12 protein-coding genes are annotated in these 17,457 nt (G+C 40.1%); 9 read left to right on the top strand and 3 right to left on the bottom strand.

From position 1 onward, the window contains the following. Nucleotides 1-15: 15 nt before the first annotated feature. Nucleotides 16-1,896 carry a potassium transporter Kup gene (locus V4596_13325; GenBank protein MES2770120.1) on the top strand — a complete coding sequence of 627 codons (1,881 nt, stop codon included), beginning with the start codon at nucleotides 16-18 and terminating at the stop codon, nucleotides 1,894-1,896. Nucleotides 1,897-1,978: 82 nt separating this feature from the next. Beyond that, on the top strand, nucleotides 1,979-4,624 hold the full coding sequence (locus V4596_13320; protein ID MES2770119.1) for a fibronectin type III domain-containing protein: 2,646 nt from the start codon (nucleotides 1,979-1,981) through the stop codon (nucleotides 4,622-4,624). Between the two features lie 11 nt (nucleotides 4,625-4,635). On the opposite strand, the gene V4596_13315 is transcribed toward V4596_13320, so the two are convergent. The 3 genes from V4596_13315 to V4596_13305 form a co-directional block, all read right to left on the bottom strand. Then, nucleotides 4,636-5,571, bottom strand: a complete 936-nt coding sequence (locus V4596_13315; protein MES2770118.1) for a trypsin-like peptidase domain-containing protein — start codon at nucleotides 5,569-5,571, stop codon at nucleotides 4,636-4,638. A gap of 178 nt (nucleotides 5,572-5,749) precedes the next feature. Next, the gene (gene metH, locus V4596_13310; protein MES2770117.1) at nucleotides 5,750-9,442 is read right to left on the bottom strand and encodes a methionine synthase; all 3,693 of its coding nucleotides are present in this window, start codon (nucleotides 9,440-9,442) and stop codon (nucleotides 5,750-5,752) included. 48 nt (nucleotides 9,443-9,490) lie between these two features. Further along, nucleotides 9,491-10,435, bottom strand: coding sequence for a methylenetetrahydrofolate reductase (locus tag V4596_13305; protein ID MES2770116.1), 945 nt, complete (start codon nucleotides 10,433-10,435; stop codon nucleotides 9,491-9,493). 162 nt (nucleotides 10,436-10,597) lie between these two features. Between V4596_13305 and ftsY the strand changes: the two genes are divergently transcribed. The 7 genes from ftsY (at nucleotide 10,598) to rny (ending at nucleotide 17,353) form a co-directional block, all read left to right on the top strand. Then, nucleotides 10,598-11,689: a signal recognition particle-docking protein FtsY gene (gene ftsY, locus V4596_13300; GenBank protein ID MES2770115.1), complete on the top strand. Its 1,092-nt coding sequence runs from the start codon at nucleotides 10,598-10,600 to the stop codon at nucleotides 11,687-11,689. Between the two features lie 111 nt (nucleotides 11,690-11,800). Next, a complete protein-coding gene (locus V4596_13295) occupies nucleotides 11,801-12,259 on the top strand; it encodes a hypothetical protein (GenBank protein MES2770114.1) in 459 nt (152 codons plus the stop codon). Between the two features lie 68 nt (nucleotides 12,260-12,327). Further along, nucleotides 12,328-12,759 carry a DUF2846 domain-containing protein gene (locus tag V4596_13290; protein MES2770113.1) on the top strand — a complete coding sequence of 144 codons (432 nt, stop codon included), beginning with the start codon at nucleotides 12,328-12,330 and terminating at the stop codon, nucleotides 12,757-12,759. Nucleotides 12,760-13,003: 244 nt separating this feature from the next. Further along, nucleotides 13,004-14,623 (top strand): Na/Pi cotransporter family protein, encoded by a 1,620-nt coding sequence (locus V4596_13285; protein MES2770112.1) that lies wholly within the window; start codon nucleotides 13,004-13,006, stop codon nucleotides 14,621-14,623. Between the two features lie 123 nt (nucleotides 14,624-14,746). Continuing rightward, a complete protein-coding gene (locus tag V4596_13280) occupies nucleotides 14,747-15,079 on the top strand; it encodes a cell division protein ZapA (protein ID MES2770111.1) in 333 nt (110 codons plus the stop codon). A gap of 79 nt (nucleotides 15,080-15,158) precedes the next feature. Then, the gene (locus tag V4596_13275) at nucleotides 15,159-15,791 is read left to right on the top strand and encodes a 5-formyltetrahydrofolate cyclo-ligase (protein ID MES2770110.1); all 633 of its coding nucleotides are present in this window, start codon (nucleotides 15,159-15,161) and stop codon (nucleotides 15,789-15,791) included. Continuing rightward, on the top strand, nucleotides 15,788-17,353 hold the full coding sequence (gene rny, locus V4596_13270; GenBank protein MES2770109.1) for a ribonuclease Y: 1,566 nt from the start codon (nucleotides 15,788-15,790) through the stop codon (nucleotides 17,351-17,353). The genes V4596_13275 and rny overlap by 4 nt, the downstream gene beginning before the upstream one ends. Nucleotides 17,354-17,457: the final 104 nt, after the last annotated feature.

The raw sequence follows: 17,457 nt of genomic DNA, 5'->3' as shown, positions 1-17,457 counted from the left end.
TAAAATTATAAAAATATGGATCAAGCACATACCACGGGACAGGGATCTCAAAAATCACGTTTGCTAATTTCATTATTAGCACTCGGTGTGGTTTTTGGTGATATCGGGACAAGTCCTCTTTACGCCTTCAGAGAATGTTTCGGGCCTCATCATCAGGTGGCTTTGAATGAAATGAATATCCTTGGAGTTCTTTCTCTTATTGTTTGGACTTTGATTGTTGTAATTTGTTTCAAATACATCACTTTAATCTTAAGAGCAGACAACAATGGCGAAGGTGGGATTTTATCTCTCATGTCACTCGTGTCTGTTGCTGAAAAAAATAGAGGATGGGTATTTCTCACAGGTCTTATCGGGGCTGCACTTTTATTTGGTGACGGAATTATCACTCCGGCAATCTCGGTCTTATCCGCTGTGGAAGGTCTTCAAATTTTAAATCCTGATCTTGAGCATGTGATTTTGCCTTTGACCATAGGTCTTCTAGTACTATTGTTCTCATTTCAAAAACATGGAACTGCAAAAATTGGAACTTTCTTTGGTCCCATAATTTTAGTTTGGTTTCTAACACTCTCTGCACTTGGAATTAACGGCATCATTGATAATCCTGAAGTTTTGAGAGCTCTAAATCCAATTTATGCAATTCAGTTTTTTATGGAAAATGGCAAAGAAGGATTTTTTATTTTAGGGTCGGTATTCCTAGTTGTGACTGGTGGAGAAGCTCTTTACGCTGACATGGGACATTTTGGAAGACCACCAATTCAAAAAGCTTGGTTTTTTGTGGCCTTCCCCGCACTGATCATAAATTATTTTGGTCAAGGCGCGCTTCTTCTTCATACGCCATCTGCTATATCAAATCCTTTTTATAAATTAGCTCCCGAATGGGCACTCATTCCTGTGGTGATCATTGCTACGATGGCTACGGTGATTGCATCTCAAGCTCTGATTTCAGGTGTGTTCTCTTTAGCAAAACAGGCAATGCAACTTGGATATTTTCCTCGTATGCAGATCGTGCACACTTCGAAAAGTGAGATTGGGCAAATTTATTTACCATTCATGAACTGGGCAATGTTGCTTGGAGTAATCTTACTCGTGATCGAATTTAAGAGCTCAAGTGAATTGGCTTCTGCATACGGTGTTGCCGTGGCAGGTACTGCAGCTCTCACAACTATTCTTGCAACGGATGTTGCTTTAAAATTATGGGGCTGGAAGCCTTGGAAAGTTTTAATGATATTTGTTCCGTTACTTTTAGTTGATTTGGTTTTCTTTACTACGAACATCGTAAAATTTTGGAGCGGTGGATGGGTCGCGATATTCGTTGGCAGTTTAATCTATGTCGTAATGAAGACTTGGCAAAAAGGTAGAATTCAGCTCTTAGAAATCTTAAAGAGCAGATCTATCTTGGTCGAAGATTTTTTAAAAAATGTTGAGTTATTAAGACCTCACAGGGCAAAAGGTTATGCCATCTTTATGTCTGGTGATGCTTGGGGGGTTCCATTTCCTCTCATTCACAATATGAAGCACAACAAAGTTCTCCATGAAAACATCATGTTACTCACGATCAAAACCAAAGAAGTCCCGACGGTTCATCCTGATGAACGAATTAAAATTAGAGACCTGGGACCTAATTTCCACAGAGTGCGTGCTTATTTTGGATTTATGGAAAAGCCAAATATATATTTGATTTTAAAAGCCTGCCAAGAAGCCGGTCTTCATTTTCCACTCGAGTACACCACTTTTGTTCTAGGTAGAGAAACAATCGTAACGAAGGAAAAGTCATTCTTTAAAAGCTGGAGACAGCGACTATTTGCTCTGATGTCGAGAAATGCAGAAAGGCCGATGGCGTTCTTTAGTATTCCTCCGCAAAATGTGATCGAAGTGGGCGTACAGATTGAGATTTAGGAGCACTGTCTCGTGTTGAGACATTCAGTTAGATTTATGTCTAGTTTTGACTCGCTTGATCCGATAACAGACTATGATCATTATGAAAAACCATTCAAAAAAAAACCATATAAAAAAGTTGTTAAATGAAAATGGCATAGGATTGGTCGGCGCCCTGGCGGCGGCAGGGATGGTGGTAACGATTGCTTTAGTCGTGGCCCATTTTGTAACTAGCCAAAATCAACAGAATGTAAAACTTGAACTTTCTGGTAGCTGTCAAAATATTGCAAATTCGATTGTGGAATACATAAAGAAAGATGAAACGTCTTTATTCATTTCATCTTACGGCCCGGTTCCAGGAACTATGAATTACGCAAAGGGTCTTGATAAAACAGATGATGGTTTGGATAGATTTGTATTTGGGGGAGTATCGGCTCCACTTTTCACGGGGCCTTCAGGTTTTCGTATGAGTATCTCAAACAATGCTCAGGCAATTCCCAACAACTGGAAATATTTCAACAACCTAAATATTAAAAATTCAACGAATAGGCTTTTGGCTTTGGCCGCAAGCGGTGATTTTTGTTGTTCAGATCTGGATATGAATAATCCAAATTGTGGAACAAGATTTTTAGATGATTCAACAACTCGTCCCGGTCTTCGTATTTCAGAAAAAAATGTAACAATTGATTTGGCAGTTAATTTTAAATCTCCTGCGGGGGCAAGCATATGCACCGGCAGAAGACTTGCAATCGCAAACATCCCTGGATCCACATATAGTACTCCAACAGAATTTAAAGTAAAAGTAACAATGGATGGGGTTGGCAATGGCAAATCTTGCGTTGCTGGTGGGACGATCAAGCAAAATGCAGATAAGGCCGCTTCTTTAACTTTAATGGAAATGCAAGGTCAAGGCGCGTTTTGTCCTGCAGGGAAAAATGGTCTTCCTTCTCATTGCAATGCTACTACTCCTGTAGTTTTCAAAGTTAAAACTGTAAAAAATTCTTCAGGATCAAGCTGTCTTACTCAGTGTTTATCTCAAGTGGAGAGTAGAGCTTGTAACAGTTTGGGAGCACTTAATTTATTTAATACTTTTTCGAACACAGCTTGCGTAAATAACTGTTTAGAATCAGAGCCTGGGTCTTCTTTCTTATGTAAGATCGGCGAAAAGAATTGGTTTACAAACAACCCAAATCATTGGGAGCCGTGTGAAACCGCTAGCGTTTATGATCATAACGGTGCAAATGCGGGTACGGTAAGAATTGAATACACTCCAACATACAACGACGAAAGATCAGAAGTCACAACGAATGCCACGATCACTCTTTCAAGTTTGACTGAGGGCAGAGCTTACGTTGTTGATGTGAGAGCCGTGGATACTGGAGGAAATATTGGTCCTTCATTCTGCAGTACAAATCCAAACAGTTGCGCGGCTGCATCGGATCCTCACTTTGTTGTAATTCCACCTGCGCCAGTCGTTGGAAGCATTACAGAAACTACACTTCGTATAGCTCCCACCACTCTTGCTACGCAACTTGGGCGAGACAATACGATCACCTCACAGGCGAAATATGCGACAGCACTTAACCCTTTCGGTGCAAATCAGTATCAGTGTGAAAGTGGCGCTCCTAGATTTTCTGTTCCTGTGACATATGCTGTACCTGCAGGAGCATATTCAGGTTTTGTAACAGATTCTTGTACAGCGACTCTAAGATTACCGAATGGTACTGTTCAAAATCCTGCCTGTGTTTGTACGGGTGGTAATTGCGCTGTTCAACTTCCAGCCTCGGCTATAGATGGTGCTTATGATTTTGATATGAATATTGTAAATGATTGTGGTGGGGCAGGAGCAACACGCAGTCAAGATTGGTGTAAAGATGGGAATACCGCGATTGGTATTGCTAACGCTGGAAACCAAGTGTTTGGTACAAATCCTGATTTTGAAAATCAAGTCACATATCCAACAGCTGCTACAAAAGCTTGCGGAGTTGTTTCTCTGTGTCCGAATGTGAATGGCGGATTCACGCCAACAATTGGTGCGTGCCCAAATGCAACTATAGGTTGGGATCCGATGCAGCACTCTGGTTGTTTGCAAGCGCCAGGAAATAATTATTGCATGCTAGCGATGGATCCATGTGGGAGATCGCAAGCGACAAATCCGACAGCATACAGCACTACTCTTATGGGTGTTCCTTATACTTCTGCGACCGATACAGCCAATTCATGTTTTGAATATGGTGCATTCAAAGTTGGCGGAAATTCTTGTGAAGCGGGCTCATACTGTAATGCTTCCGGAAAATGCAATACGACTTGCGCAACTCCACCTTGTCCTGTGAATACAACTACTCCTGCGAATTCAAATTGCGGTCCTAGATATTGTCCTGTCTTAAATTCATGCACTGGAACAATTGGTACACCATCATCGAGTGTTGCATGTACGGGTGTTCCGCCAGTCAATGGTCTTTGTGGAACGGCAAACGGAACAACTGTTGGGTCTGCACCGACGCTAAACTTGTGTTCTGTAGGAGCGGTATCTGCGGTTACAGGCACAGGTCCTTGGAGTTGGGCGTGCCTAGGTTCTAGTGGCGGTACAGATGCACCATGCATTGCAAATAGATCTGGATCTGGTGGATGTAGTGCGGCGACCAAACCCAATTGCGTGATATTTGCCTGTGGTGGAAATAGTTTAAACTGTAAAAAAGTGCCAATTTGTAATGGTACCACTTGGTCATGTGAATCGATTGGTTTGTAGTTCTAAATTATTTAATCAAATAAACTTAAAAGAGCATAGAGTATATCTTTATGCTTTTGTTTAGGATCTACTAAAGAATTATCTAAACTCTTTTTGATTAGTGCTGAGGGAATTGCATAAGATATGCTTCCTAGAATTTCCGCGGAGGGATTTAGGACATTATTTTGAATAATACTATCGCTTTGGACCTTTACATTTCGCTCTGTAGCTACAAAGAAGTTCAGTCCAACGATTTTTGAAGTCAGAGAATCAATAATTACAGAACCAGAATCTCCTTCAGACTGTTCGCAAGCATGAGCAAGTCCCGGCAGAGAGGTTTTAGAATTATTTAATATTAAATTCAAAAGTTTATCAGACCCTCTCATCAATATGCAATTTGGACTGTTATCAATGGTTATACTTCCTTGGTTATTTTTAAAAGATCCGAAGCCTGCGGTAATTAATGATTGACCAGCCGAGTATTTTTTTTGGGTCTCAAACTCCATAGGCGGTAAATTTTCTAAGTGCTCTTCGTTGGTATTGCTCTGTAAAGTAAATACTGTGATATCTATTTTATAATCGGTAAAAATAATTTCACCACATTTTAAATTTTTCTGATTTTCAAATTTTACGGAATCCACCGTAACACAAAATTTTTGATCAGGAATGACATGATTGTTGGTCATCATGATGTATTGGTTCTGATATTTTCCTAAATATACTCCTGAGCCAACAGGAATACTTTTTCCGTTGGCGCCGGTGTTGCTATAAATTCTTGCGGTTCTAGATACTAAGTTCAGAATTAAAGGATTACTGAGATCATTGTCATTGGGTGGTCTTCTGTCCCAAGAATTACCGACAGAAAAATCTACGCTATTATTATTGGGGCGAAAGGCTTTAGCGGAACTGACCTCGGCAAAGATGATCAGGCCAATAATAAATAAAGTCATAAGTTGGTACTTTTTCATGTTCATATCCTTACTGTATGCAAAGACAATTCCTCAATCTAAAGTTCTAAGGTTAGGTATAACAATAAATTCAGGCTCTAAAATGGCCAGCTCTACTTAAAAACGTCACTCCTTCATGCAACATTCCCGCAACAAATGACGCATCGACAGTACAGAAAACTAGGGGGTACTTTTTTGGTTAGAGGAGATTTGAGGCTAGGAATTTTTCTAATTCTTGTTCTGACATATTTTTTCTTTTAGCGAGATCGGCGATTTGGTCTTTACCGATTTTTCCAACGTGGAAATATTTTGATTCTGGATGGTTGAAATAATATCCAGAGATCGTACTGCCTGGGCTCATCGCATAGTGAGAGGTCAAAGTTGCGCCAGTTCTTTCGAAGGCGTTTAGGTGTTTCCAAATTTTGGATTTTTCTGTATGATCTGGGCAAGCAGGATAACCGGGTGCTGGGCGAATTCCTCGGTATTTTTCTTTGATGAGATCTTGAGTTGTTAGATTTTCATTTCTACCAAAACCATAAGCCTCTCTCACTTTTTTATGTAAAAGCTCTGCTAGGCCTTCGACAATTCTATCGCCGAGAGCTTTGATTAAGATCGAAGTATAGTCATCGCCTTGATCTTCATAAGATTTAGCCATCTCATCAATTTCTTTGCCGGCGGTCACAACAAACATACCCATAGAATCTTTTTTAGAAATATCCGGTGCAATAAAATCAGACAGACAGTGATAGACGCCAGAGACTGCTTCTTTTTCTCTCTGTTGTCTCATGAAGGTCAGCGTATCGATTTCTTTGCCATTTTCGTGGATAATCACCGAATCTTTATTCGTGGAGTAGGCATCAAAAATTCCCACTATGGCTTTTGGACGAATGGTATTTTCGAAAGTGAATTTTTTTAAAAATATTTGAGCTTCATCGAATACTTTTTTAGCTTCTCCATCATATTTTTCTAAAATTTGTGGATAAACACCTTTTAATCCCCAAGTCCAAAAGAAAGGAGACCAATCGATATAAGGTTCGATGTCCTTCACAGTAAAACTGAATTCACGAACACCCTTGAACTCAGGCTGTTCGATATCAACTTTATCCCAATCAGTTTTAAAGCCCTTGGTGCGGGCTTCTTGGATAGGCATAAATTTATTTTTTTCGTCTAGAGAGCTCAAATAGGCTTCTCTGATTTCTTTGTAATTCGCTTTGGTCTTTTCAATATAAGCTTTTTTATTTTTATCACTGATGAGCTGATTGCAAACTTCTACCACCAGAGAGGCATCACCGACATGGCAAACGGCCTGAGAGTAGTGGGGATCTAACTTGACTGCGGTATGAACTTTCGAAGTGGTTGCACCGCCCACAAGCACGGGTTTGTTGAGTCCTATTCTTTCGAATTCTTTTAAGTTATTTGCCATTTCATCAAGAGAGGGAGTAATCAAGCCACTGAGTCCTACGAGATCCACATTGAGTTCTCTGGCTTTATCTACGATATCTTGGCATGAAACCATCACTCCGAGATCAATCACTTTATAACCGTTGCAAGCAAGCACTACCGATACAATATTTTTTCCAATGTCATGCACATCGCCTTTAACGGTGGCAATCAAGAATGTATTTTGACTGGAAACTTGGCCTTCTTTTAAGAACTTCTTTTTTTCTTCTTCCATGTAAGGTTCAAGATATTTCACGGCCTTTTTCATAACACGCGCACTCTTAACCACTTGAGGGAGGAACATCTTCCCGGTGCCAAAGAGTGTGCCCACGACTTTCATTCCACCCATAAGGGGACCTTCGATGACATCGAGAGGACGTTTGTACTTGGCCAGAGCTTCGGCTGTATCCTCATCGATGAAAGTTTCAATACCCTTGACCAGAGAATGAGAAATTCTTTCTTCTAGAGAGTTTTCTCTCCATTCTAAATTTTGAATATTTTTTTGACCAGCTTGGTTTTTATAGCTTTCAGCCAAGTCGATCAATTCTTCCGAGGCCCCAGCATGTTTATTTAAAATTACATTTTCACATTTTTCGCGAAGGATCGGATCGATTTCTTCAAATACTTCCAGCATTCCGGCATTGACGATTCCCATGTCGAGGCCTTTAGAAATGGCCTGATAGAGGAAGACTGTATGCATGGCTTCTCTGACTTTATTATTTCCTCTAAAAGAAAATGAAAGATTGGAAACACCGCCAGAGATCAAGGCTCCGGGACAGGCTTTTTTGATTTCCGGAATCGCGTTGATAAAGTTTACGGCATAGTTATCATGCTCGCTCATTCCCGTGGCGACGGTTAAAATATTAGGGTCAAAGATAATATCTTCTGGTTCAAATCCCGCTTTTTCTGTAAGAAGTTTATAGGCACGTGAACAGATTCTAACTTTATCTTCCGTTTCAACGGCTTGGCCTTTTTCATCAAAGGCCATAACGACAGCTGCCGCACCATATTTGCGAACTATATTGGCTTGTCTTAGAAACTCTTCTTCGCCTTCTTTAAGTGAAATGGAATTGACGATTCCTTTTCCTTGAAGACACTTAAGTCCTTCTTCAATCACTTCCCACTTGGAAGAATCGATCATGATGGGGACTTTACAAATGTCAGGTTCAGAAGCCACAAGGTTTACGAAGTCCTTCATTGCTTTTGGTCCATCAATCATCGCTTCATCAAAATTTATATCGATGATGTTTGCGCCGTTCTCAACTTGTTGCCTAGCAACTGTGAGTGCTTCATCGTATTTGCCTTCTTTAATGAGAGAGGCAAACTTTGGAGAACCGGTGACGTTGGTTCTTTCCCCAACCATAATGAATGGTCTATCACCATCTGATTTTAGATTGAGTGATTCTAGTCCTGATAAACGAGTTCTAGATTCTAAGTCTTTTCGCGCGCGAGGTTTAATATTCTTAAGGCGTCTACTGATTGCCTCAATATGTGGGGGAGTCGTACCACAGCAGCCACCCACAACATTTAGGAATCCGCTCTCAGCAAATTCCAATAATGTTCCACTGAGAGATTCAGGAGTTTCATCGTAACCTGTAATTGATAATGGATTTGGTAAACCAGCATTGGGATAACAGCTCACATACACTTCGGAGATGTTCGAAAGATCCTGCATATAAGGACGCATTTCTTCAGCACCTAAAGCACAGTTGATTCCGACAGAAAGTGGTTTCATGTGTCTCACGGAATTCCAGAAGCCTTCCACTGTTTGTCCGGAAAGAGTTCTTCCAGATTGATCGGTGATCGTCACCGAAATCATCACGGGTAATTTTTCTTTTCTTTCTTCTTCAATTTTTTGAATTGCAAAAAGTGCAGCCTTAACATTCAAAGTATCAAACGTTGTTTCAGGAAGTAAAATATCGGCACCACCTTCAAGTAGACAGATTGCCTCTTCGTAATAATTTGCCACGAGCTCATCAAATGAGATCGCTCGGTAACCAGGATTGTTGACATCGGGAGAAATGGAAGCCGTTTTATTTGTAGGTCCCATTGCTCCTGCAACATAACATTTTCGGTCAGGGTTGTCTCTCATGAACTCAATGCAAGCTTCCTTAGCAAGACGAGCAGCAGCGCGGTTTAATTCCGGAGCTATGTATTCAAGATTGTAATCAGCTTGAGCGATTCTTGTTCCGTTGAAAGTGTTGGTTTCAATGATGTCTGCGCCAGCTTTTAGATAATCCAAATGAATTTGTTTGATGATGTCAGGCCTTGTGAGAACCAGAAGATCATTGTTGCCTTTTAAATCTTTGGGATGATTTTCGAAATGACCTTTTCTGAAATCTTCTTCATTCAGCTTATACGTTTGAATCACAGTTCCCATGGCTCCATCAAGAATCATGATTCTGTTTTTCAATGTCTGTTCAAGCTCTAAAAGTAAAGAAGACTTCTTCACGGATTGTATTTCCTCTGGTTTATTCTCACTGGTTTATTCTCTAAAGGTCTATTTAAATTTTTTAACGACTTCAGTTACGGAATCCACATCATTCATTACGTAGTAGTGCACGTAGGGAATATTGGCTCTTAAGAGATCTTCTGTTTGTCTCATGGCCCAACGTTTTCCAATTTCAACTGCGTGATCTGGATTTTTTAAAACTTCATCCGAAAGTTCCGCAGGGATATCCATGTAGAAATTTTTGGGAAGAGTTTTTAATTGCGCTGCCGATTTTAATATTTTTAAACCAGGAATAATCGGAACAGTAATTCCCGCCGCGCGACAGTGACTGACGAAATCAAAGAATTTTTGATTGTCAAAAAACATTTGCGTCATGACGTAGTCCGCGCCTTGATCGACTTTTTGTTTCAAATGCATAATGTCTGTTTTTAAATTTGCCGCTTCAAAATGCTTTTCCGGATATCCTGCAACGCCCACGCAATAATCCAAAGCACTACTCTCGCTAATTTCCTCTAAGAAGATTCCTTTTTTTAAATTGCTCAACTGTGACACAAGCTCAGAGGCGTACTGATTGGCCGTTCTGTTTTTTGCAGGTTGTTTATCATAGTTGAGCGTGTCGCCTCTTAAAGCCAAAACGTTTTCGATGCCGAGATAATTCAATTCGATGAGCGCATCTTCAGTTTCTTCTTTGGTAAAACCTAAACACAAAATGTGCGCTACTGTATCAATTTTAAATCTATTTTGAATAATTCCACAAATACCGAGAGTTCCGGGTCTCTTCTTGATGGTTCTTCTTTCAAGTTTTCCATCACCAGTTTCATGGTAGTAGGCACTAGATGCATGTGCAGTTACATCAATCCAAGGAGGGTTGTAGGCGGCTAATTTTTCTACGATATCGATGATATCTTTTACTGATCTGCCACGATTGGGTGGAATAATTTCGTACGAAAAAATCGGATCTCTAGCTTTTTGGATATGCTCAATGACTTTCATGCAACCTTTTACTGATACCTTATTGATGTGTGAGGCTATATACATAGCAATTATGACGAATTCTTGCAATCACCGGTTATATAAAAATAGCGGCGTGACAAAGTTTAAATATTTTTTTAGATTGGCCATTCTAAATGTCCCCTGAGGACTTGAGAGGTTTGTATGATGGATTTGGTCAACAGTTTAGGTTGGGGTCTCGTTGAGTTGGGCGTTGTTGGCTTAGTACTTCTTTCAGTGCTAGGCGCAGGATTGTTCGCGGCTCTCAAGAATAGAAAAACCTCAACTCCTTCTGAAATTCCAAAATCTAAACCCGAAGAAGTAGTTTTAAAGCCACGCGAAAAGCTGGTGAGTCTTGAAGAGGCTTTAGCCAATACCAAGAAGGGTTTTTGGGGCCGTCTATCGCAGGCCCTAGGACCCAACAACAGTCTTGAATCCCATGAGATGGAGAGTATTGAGGAGGTTCTCTACACTTCAGATTTAGGTCCTAAGACCGTGCACAAGCTTCTTTTGCAGATTCAAAACAAAGCCAAGGGTGAGCAACTCAATTCGGAGAGTTTGCGATCTCTTTTGAAAAGCGAAATGAAAGATATTTTTAAAAAAAATTCTTCAGAACTTTCCATGATTACCAATACAGAATTAAAACATAAACCAGAAGTATGGATGATTATTGGGGTGAACGGTGCGGGTAAAACAACAACCATCGGAAAGCTTTCCAACAAACTTGCATCGCAAGGTTTAAAAGTGATGATTGCGGCGGGCGATACCTTTCGAGCGGCGGCGAAAGAACAATTGAAGGTTTGGGCCGATAGAAGCTCCGTACTATTTTTTTCGCCCGAAGGCGTAGACAATCCCAGTGGCGTTGCTTTTGACGCGGTAAAGGCCGCATCCGAAGCAGAAGTGGACGTTTTGATCGTCGACACGGCGGGGAGGCTGCACACGCAAAGTCATCTTATGGAAGAATTGAAGAAAATTAAAAGAGTCATGGAGAAAGCTGTACCGGGAACTCCACATGAAGTTCTACTGGTCTTAGATGCAAATTCAGGGCAAAACGCATTGATCCAGGCCAAAGAATTTAACGAAGCCATCGGCGTGACAGGAGTCATCATCACAAAAATGGACGGCACCGCAAAAGGCGGAGTAGCTTTAGGTGTTGTTAGCGACTTAAATCTCAATATAAAACTTATCGGTGTTGGAGAAAAGGTCGAAGACCTAAGAACTTTCAACTCGGAAGAATTTATTAATTCTATTATTTGAAAACATGAGGGTTGAGAAAATTCCGATCAGGTAAAATGTACCTGTCAAAAATTCTGACATCTATACTTGGACATTATTATCAAATAAGCTCCGGACTTCTAGGAGAAAAGTATGAAGTTATTAGTTTTATTTGCGATTATTATCACAAGTTTAAATGTAAAAGCAGCTACAACCGAAAATCAAACGTCCAAAGACTCTGCATATAAGGCTTGGAAACTGGATAGCATCCCTGGGCAGTTTGGATTGAGAGTATTATTATGGGCAGTAAATTTAGATTTTTATGCCCTAAAAAATAATAAAAATATCATTGGATTGATAGTATCAGATGATGAGAGCGCCATACACATTGAGAATTACAGCTTAACCACAGGCAAATTAAATTCTAGTTCATGCAAAGCTTACGAACTCAATGCCAAGGAAAAGGCTAACCTAACACCTGAAATGATAGAGCATGGTAATACCTTGATAGTTGAAACTGAAGATGGCCTTGTGACATACAAACCAATGAATCAATCCGAGATCAGAGAATTGACTAGAAAAATCAAAACATACAATCGTTTATGTATGTAACTTAGACTGCATAAAAAGCGGAGATCTATAATTCGCTTTCTCGCGGCTTAATTAACTGGAGCAAAATCTTGAAATACTGGTTATTAATTTTAGTTTTATCGAGTTGTGCGTATCCTAAGAAAACGACACCATTTATTTTAGAAAAACCAAATTCAGACAAAGCGACTGTATATTTATATAGAACATATACTCAAGCAGATTCGCTCAATCCCGATGTCCCATGGTTTTATATTAACGACAACAAAATCGGTAAATTATCTTTAGGTGGATATTATGTTCAGCAGATAGATCCAGGCGAAGCCACAGTTTATTACAAAGACAGCGCCTTCGGCAGACCTCTTCCTTGGAAAGGGCTAAAAATAAAATTTCCAGTAAAAGCCAACGAATCATATTACGTAAAATTCAGCATAGAAGGTCTAAATAGAAAAACCGACCTCCTCTTAGTACCGAACGTATACGCCGAAAAAGAAATCACTCAAACCCAACTCCTAAAAAATTAACCCCCAATCAATCTACAATTTATAAGTTTTATTTTTCCGTATTTTATTTTTTCTAAGATCGTCGCAAGCATTTAGAAGATTAAATTTCTTTTAGCGGGATTTTCCGTCCCCATGGATGGGGCGAAGGCATGTACTCATGCCTGAGAGGAGAAGCCCGGAAGGCGTATCCCGCTAAAAGAAATTTAATCTTTTAAAAGCAAACGAGGACCTTGATCAACGTCCCAAACAATGCAAGACTGAAAGAATGAATTGGGAAAATCATTCAGCGGTTGCTTTAATATTCGGAGGCCTTGCATTCTTTATGTATGGTCTGAGTCTCGTGAGCGAGCAACTGCAAAAATTAGCAGCAAATCGTATTCAAGATCTTTTCAAAAAAATCTCAGGCAGAAAGTATTTAGCAATTTTCGTAGGTGTTGCGCTCACGATCTTCTTACAAAGCTCAGGCGCAGTAACCAGCATGCTTGTGGGATTGGGCTCAGCTCAAGTGGTGACATTGTCGCAAGTGATGGGTTTGATCGTGGGCACGGCTATCGGTACGACGTTCACTGTTCAGATCATGTCATTTCATATTTCAGAGTATGGACTTCCTATTTTTATTTTCGGTTTTATTTTTTATTTTGCATCTAAAAAACGCATTCCAAAAAGCTTGGCTGGTGTTGTTGTTGGCTTTGGTCTTTTGTTTATAGGTCTCGATATGATGGGGCAGGGAACAGAGATTATTAAGAAGTACGACTTCATGATGGAAGTATTTACTAATCTTAAGCAAAACGTTTTTTATATTTTAGCTTTATCAGCAGTCCTCTCGGCAGTCTTCCAAAGTAGTGCCGTGACGTTGGGTTTTGCGATGAGCTTGGGTAGCTCAGGAATTTTTAGTTTTACAGAAATTCTTTATATGATTTACGGTGCAAATATTGGGACCACGGCGACGGCCCTCATTGCCTCTATAGGGTCAAATTACGTCGGTAGACAGGTGGCGTGGGCACACTTTTTCTATAAGATCATTCCATTTACAATTTATTATATTTTAACGGATGCCGTGATTTCGCAATATATGCCAACGTCTGATTCTATTGTACGTGATGTTGCGAATGCGCACACAATTTTAAATATTATATCTGCAATCATGTTCTATCCGTTGATAGATCAAGGTGCCAAAATCATCGAAAAGCTTTTTCCAAGAACAGCGCAAGAAAAAGAGTTCGGTCCAGAGTATTTGAATTTGGAAACTTACCAGCATACAGAATTGGCTTTTGCACAAGCGAGAAGAGAAGCTCTAAGAATGGGCGATATCGTCATCAGTATGCTAAAAGAATGTAAGGATCTATTTAAGCAAGAGGACCCCGAGCTGATTGAAAGTATTCGTAACCGTGATAATCAAGTGGATATGCTTCAAAGAGAAATCAAACTCTTTTTGGCCAAACTTTCAACACCATCGGGTGAGCTGGGCGAAGAAAACATGAACCTTATTACTTATATCAGTGATTTGGAAAGTGCGGGCGATGTGATCGACAATTCGATCATGGAACTAGCGCGCAAAAAACATGCATTAAAGCTTCAATTCAGTGAAGAGGGTTGGAGAGAGATCAATGAAATGCATAAAGTGGTGATGGAGATCGCTACGATGTCTTTGACATGCTTCCATCTTCAAGACCGGGACCTTGCTAACCGCGTTATCACTAAAAAAAGAGAGTTAAGAAAGCTTGAAAAACAATTCAAAGAATCTCACATCGAGCGTCTTAAAAAGGGACTTCAAGAGAGTATCAACACGAGCTCTATTCATATGGATCTATTGAGTGATTTCAGGCGGATAACTGGACTTTTGGTGAACCATGCCTACGCGATATCGGACCAAGCAAAGAATTAGCTTCTATCGATAGCTTTTCAATTGACGAAAATTCGGAAATTTGCGAGAATTATTATTAGGTTAGACCCTAATCTTTTGTTGCTTATAAAACGTAAGGAAACAATTGATAATTGGTGCGGGAGTATGAAAGCTTTGGCAATTGAAAATAAAGCACAACATAATGTTTATGAAGTTGAAATCGGTGGTATCTCTTTACGTTTAAAATCTTCTCATTCGGAAGAGACCGTTCAACAGCTTGTTCAATTTGTTAATAATAAAATTCAGCAATCTTTAACTTTAACTAAAACAGATTCATTACAAACAGCAGCCATACTGGCATGTTTAAATTTAGCCGAAGAACAGCTCGTGTTTAAGAAAAAAGCATTGAATGAACTTTCGGATGTTGAAATTAAAGCTCAGGAAATCCTCGCCAACTTAGAGTCTAGCCGTACACCACAGCTAGGACTCGATCACTAAGATTACTTAGTTCAAGTCGACTAGCCGTGTTTGCCCCTGAAACCTAAAATATTTTAGGCCGGGCAAAGGTTAGATAATTTTGAAAAATTTTGAAAGTATTGAAAATAAGAATAATCTGAGACAGCTCTTCAAAGCTAAGCGTGAAGAATTCTGTGCGCAATCTAAAGACCCATCTCATGGTCTAGCGGGCAATCTAATAGCCGAAAATTTATTAAAAGTACTGCCTAAGAAGTCCAATAAATATTGGGCGACTTACCGTGCTTTTAAATCAGAAGCCAATCCAGCAGCAGTTTCTCTTAAGGTCGACATCTCATGGTGTTACCCTGTTGTGGATGGCGAAGTGTTGAGTTTTTACTCAAACGAAAATCAAAAATGGTCTCTCAATCAATATCAGATTGAGGAGCCTTCACAGGAAGTAATCCGGCAGACCAAAAGAATCGAACTCTCGGATATCGAGGGTATTCTTTTGCCAGGAATCGCATTTGATCTTAAGGGACAGCGTCTAGGCTCCGGGAAAGCCTTTTACGACAAAACTCTTAAGAATTATTCAGGCATTAAAGTTGGAGTGGCCTACTCTGTTCAAATTACCGAATCTTTACCCAGTTCAGAACACGATATCCCAGTCGACGTTATTGTTACGGAAAAGGACATTTTTACTATCAATGAAAGTAAGATGTCGGGTGTAAAGACTCAAGAAAGGAAAGTTTTATGATGGAAGCAATTTATGTTTTCGTTGGTATGATCGTTGGTTTCGCAATATTTGTGATCGGTCGTCGTATCGCTGAAGGCAACAAAAATAAGAAGGCAAAGTCGGAAGCAGATCGTCTTTTAAGTAAAGCGCAATTCGAAGCTCAAAGAATCGAAGGTGCCGCTAAGCAAAAAGCCAAAGATCTAGAAATCCAAATGAGAAAAAACACTGAAACCGATTTGAAACGTCAAAAAGATCAAATCGCCAATACGGAAAGATCTCTCAAAGACAAAGAAAGAAACATGGATCAAAAACTGAGTACCGTGGAGAAAGAGTACAAAGAAAAATTGAGCCAAACTCAAAGCCGCGCTCAAGAAGTTGATACTTTAGAAAAAAAATTAAAAGAAAAAGAAGTTAGACTTGAAGACAACCTTAAAGACCTTCAACACAAATTGGAAACAGTTTCAAAATACTCTGCCAGCGAAGCTAAGGAAGAATTAGTAAACTCGGTGAGACACGAAGCTGAAATCGATGCCGCTAAAAAAGCTCAAGTGATTGAGAACGAAGCAAAATTAGAAGCAGAGAAAAAAGCTAAAAAAATCATCTCTCTTGCTATGGCCAGATACTCTGGTGAATACGCAGCAGAAAGAACGGTCAACGTTCTGGCGCTACCAACAGACGAGATGAAGGGAAGAATTATCGGTAAAGAAGGCCGTAACATCAGAGCTCTTGAGGCCGCTTGTGGTGTGGATCTGATCGTTGATGAGACTCCAGAAGCCGTGGTCATTTCATCTTTTGACCCAGTAAGAAGAGAAATCGCAAGACGTACAATCGAAACATTACTAGAAGACGGCAGAGTACATCCGGCTCGTATTGAAGAAGTTGTGCAAAAAACAAAAGAACAATTATTTAAATCCATCAAAGAAGACGGTGAGAAAGCTTGTTTTGAATTGGGGGTAGTAGGGGTTCATCCAGAGATTTTAAAACTTTTAGGAAGTTTAAAATACAGAACTTCATACACACAAAATAACTACACACATTCTATCGAGGTTGGATTCCTTGCAGGAATGATGGCGGCAGAAATCGGTGCTGATATAAAAGCCGCACAACGCGCAGGTTTATTACACGATATCGGTAAGGCTCTAGATCATTCTATCGAAGGATCCCACGCAATCATCGGTGCAGAATTTGCAAAAAAACATGGTGAAGCTGAAAGAATCGTACACGCAATCAGAGCCCATCATGAAGATGAACAGCCAAAGACTGTGATTGCACATTTAGTACAAGCGGCTGATGCATTGTCATCCGCAAGACCAGGTGCTCGTAAACAAACCAACGAAACTTATGTGAGAAGACTAGAAGATCTAGAAAGCATTGGTAATAGCTTTGATGGCGTCATCCGAACATTTGCTCTTCAAGCAGGCCGTGAGATCCGAGTTCTTGTGGAAGGCGGAAAAGTAACCGATGAACAGTCGTTGTTGCTCAGCCGCGACATCGCCCGCAAAATCGAAAGAGAAATGAACTACCCAGGACAAATCAAAGTAACCGTAGTTCGCGAAGTAAGAGCCGTAGACTACGCAAGATAAAGGTGAGCCGCACCTTTTCCACAGATTTGCGTCAAATGACGCAAACGTTTGGAAAAGGTGCGGCTCACCTTTGGAGAAATTATGTTTTTAGATCCAAAAGAGCA

The organism is Bdellovibrionota bacterium, assembly GCA_040386775.1.
In the GTDB taxonomy this organism is placed as follows: domain Bacteria; phylum Bdellovibrionota; class Bdellovibrionia; order Bdellovibrionales; family JAEYZS01; genus JAEYZS01.
The sequence above is the reverse complement of the archived record's forward strand: the minus strand, read 5'-3'. Positions and strand labels throughout refer to the sequence as shown.

Coding starts and splice junctions, on each gene's coding strand:
- V4596_13280 (MES2770111.1), top strand. CDS start 14,747: ATGAAAGCTTTGGCAATTGAAAATAAAGCACAACATAATGTTTATGAA.
- rny (MES2770109.1), top strand. CDS start 15,788: ATGATGGAAGCAATTTATGTTTTCGTTGGTATGATCGTTGGTTTCGCA.
- V4596_13285 (MES2770112.1), top strand. CDS start 13,004: ATGAATTGGGAAAATCATTCAGCGGTTGCTTTAATATTCGGAGGCCTT.
- V4596_13315 (MES2770118.1), bottom strand. CDS start 5,571: ATGAAAAAGTACCAACTTATGACTTTATTTATTATTGGCCTGATCATC.
- ftsY (MES2770115.1), top strand. CDS start 10,598: ATGATGGATTTGGTCAACAGTTTAGGTTGGGGTCTCGTTGAGTTGGGC.
- V4596_13295 (MES2770114.1), top strand. CDS start 11,801: ATGAAGTTATTAGTTTTATTTGCGATTATTATCACAAGTTTAAATGTA.
- V4596_13305 (MES2770116.1), bottom strand. CDS start 10,435: ATGAAAGTCATTGAGCATATCCAAAAAGCTAGAGATCCGATTTTTTCG.
- V4596_13325 (MES2770120.1), top strand. CDS start 16: ATGGATCAAGCACATACCACGGGACAGGGATCTCAAAAATCACGTTTG.
- V4596_13320 (MES2770119.1), top strand. CDS start 1,979: ATGAAAAACCATTCAAAAAAAAACCATATAAAAAAGTTGTTAAATGAA.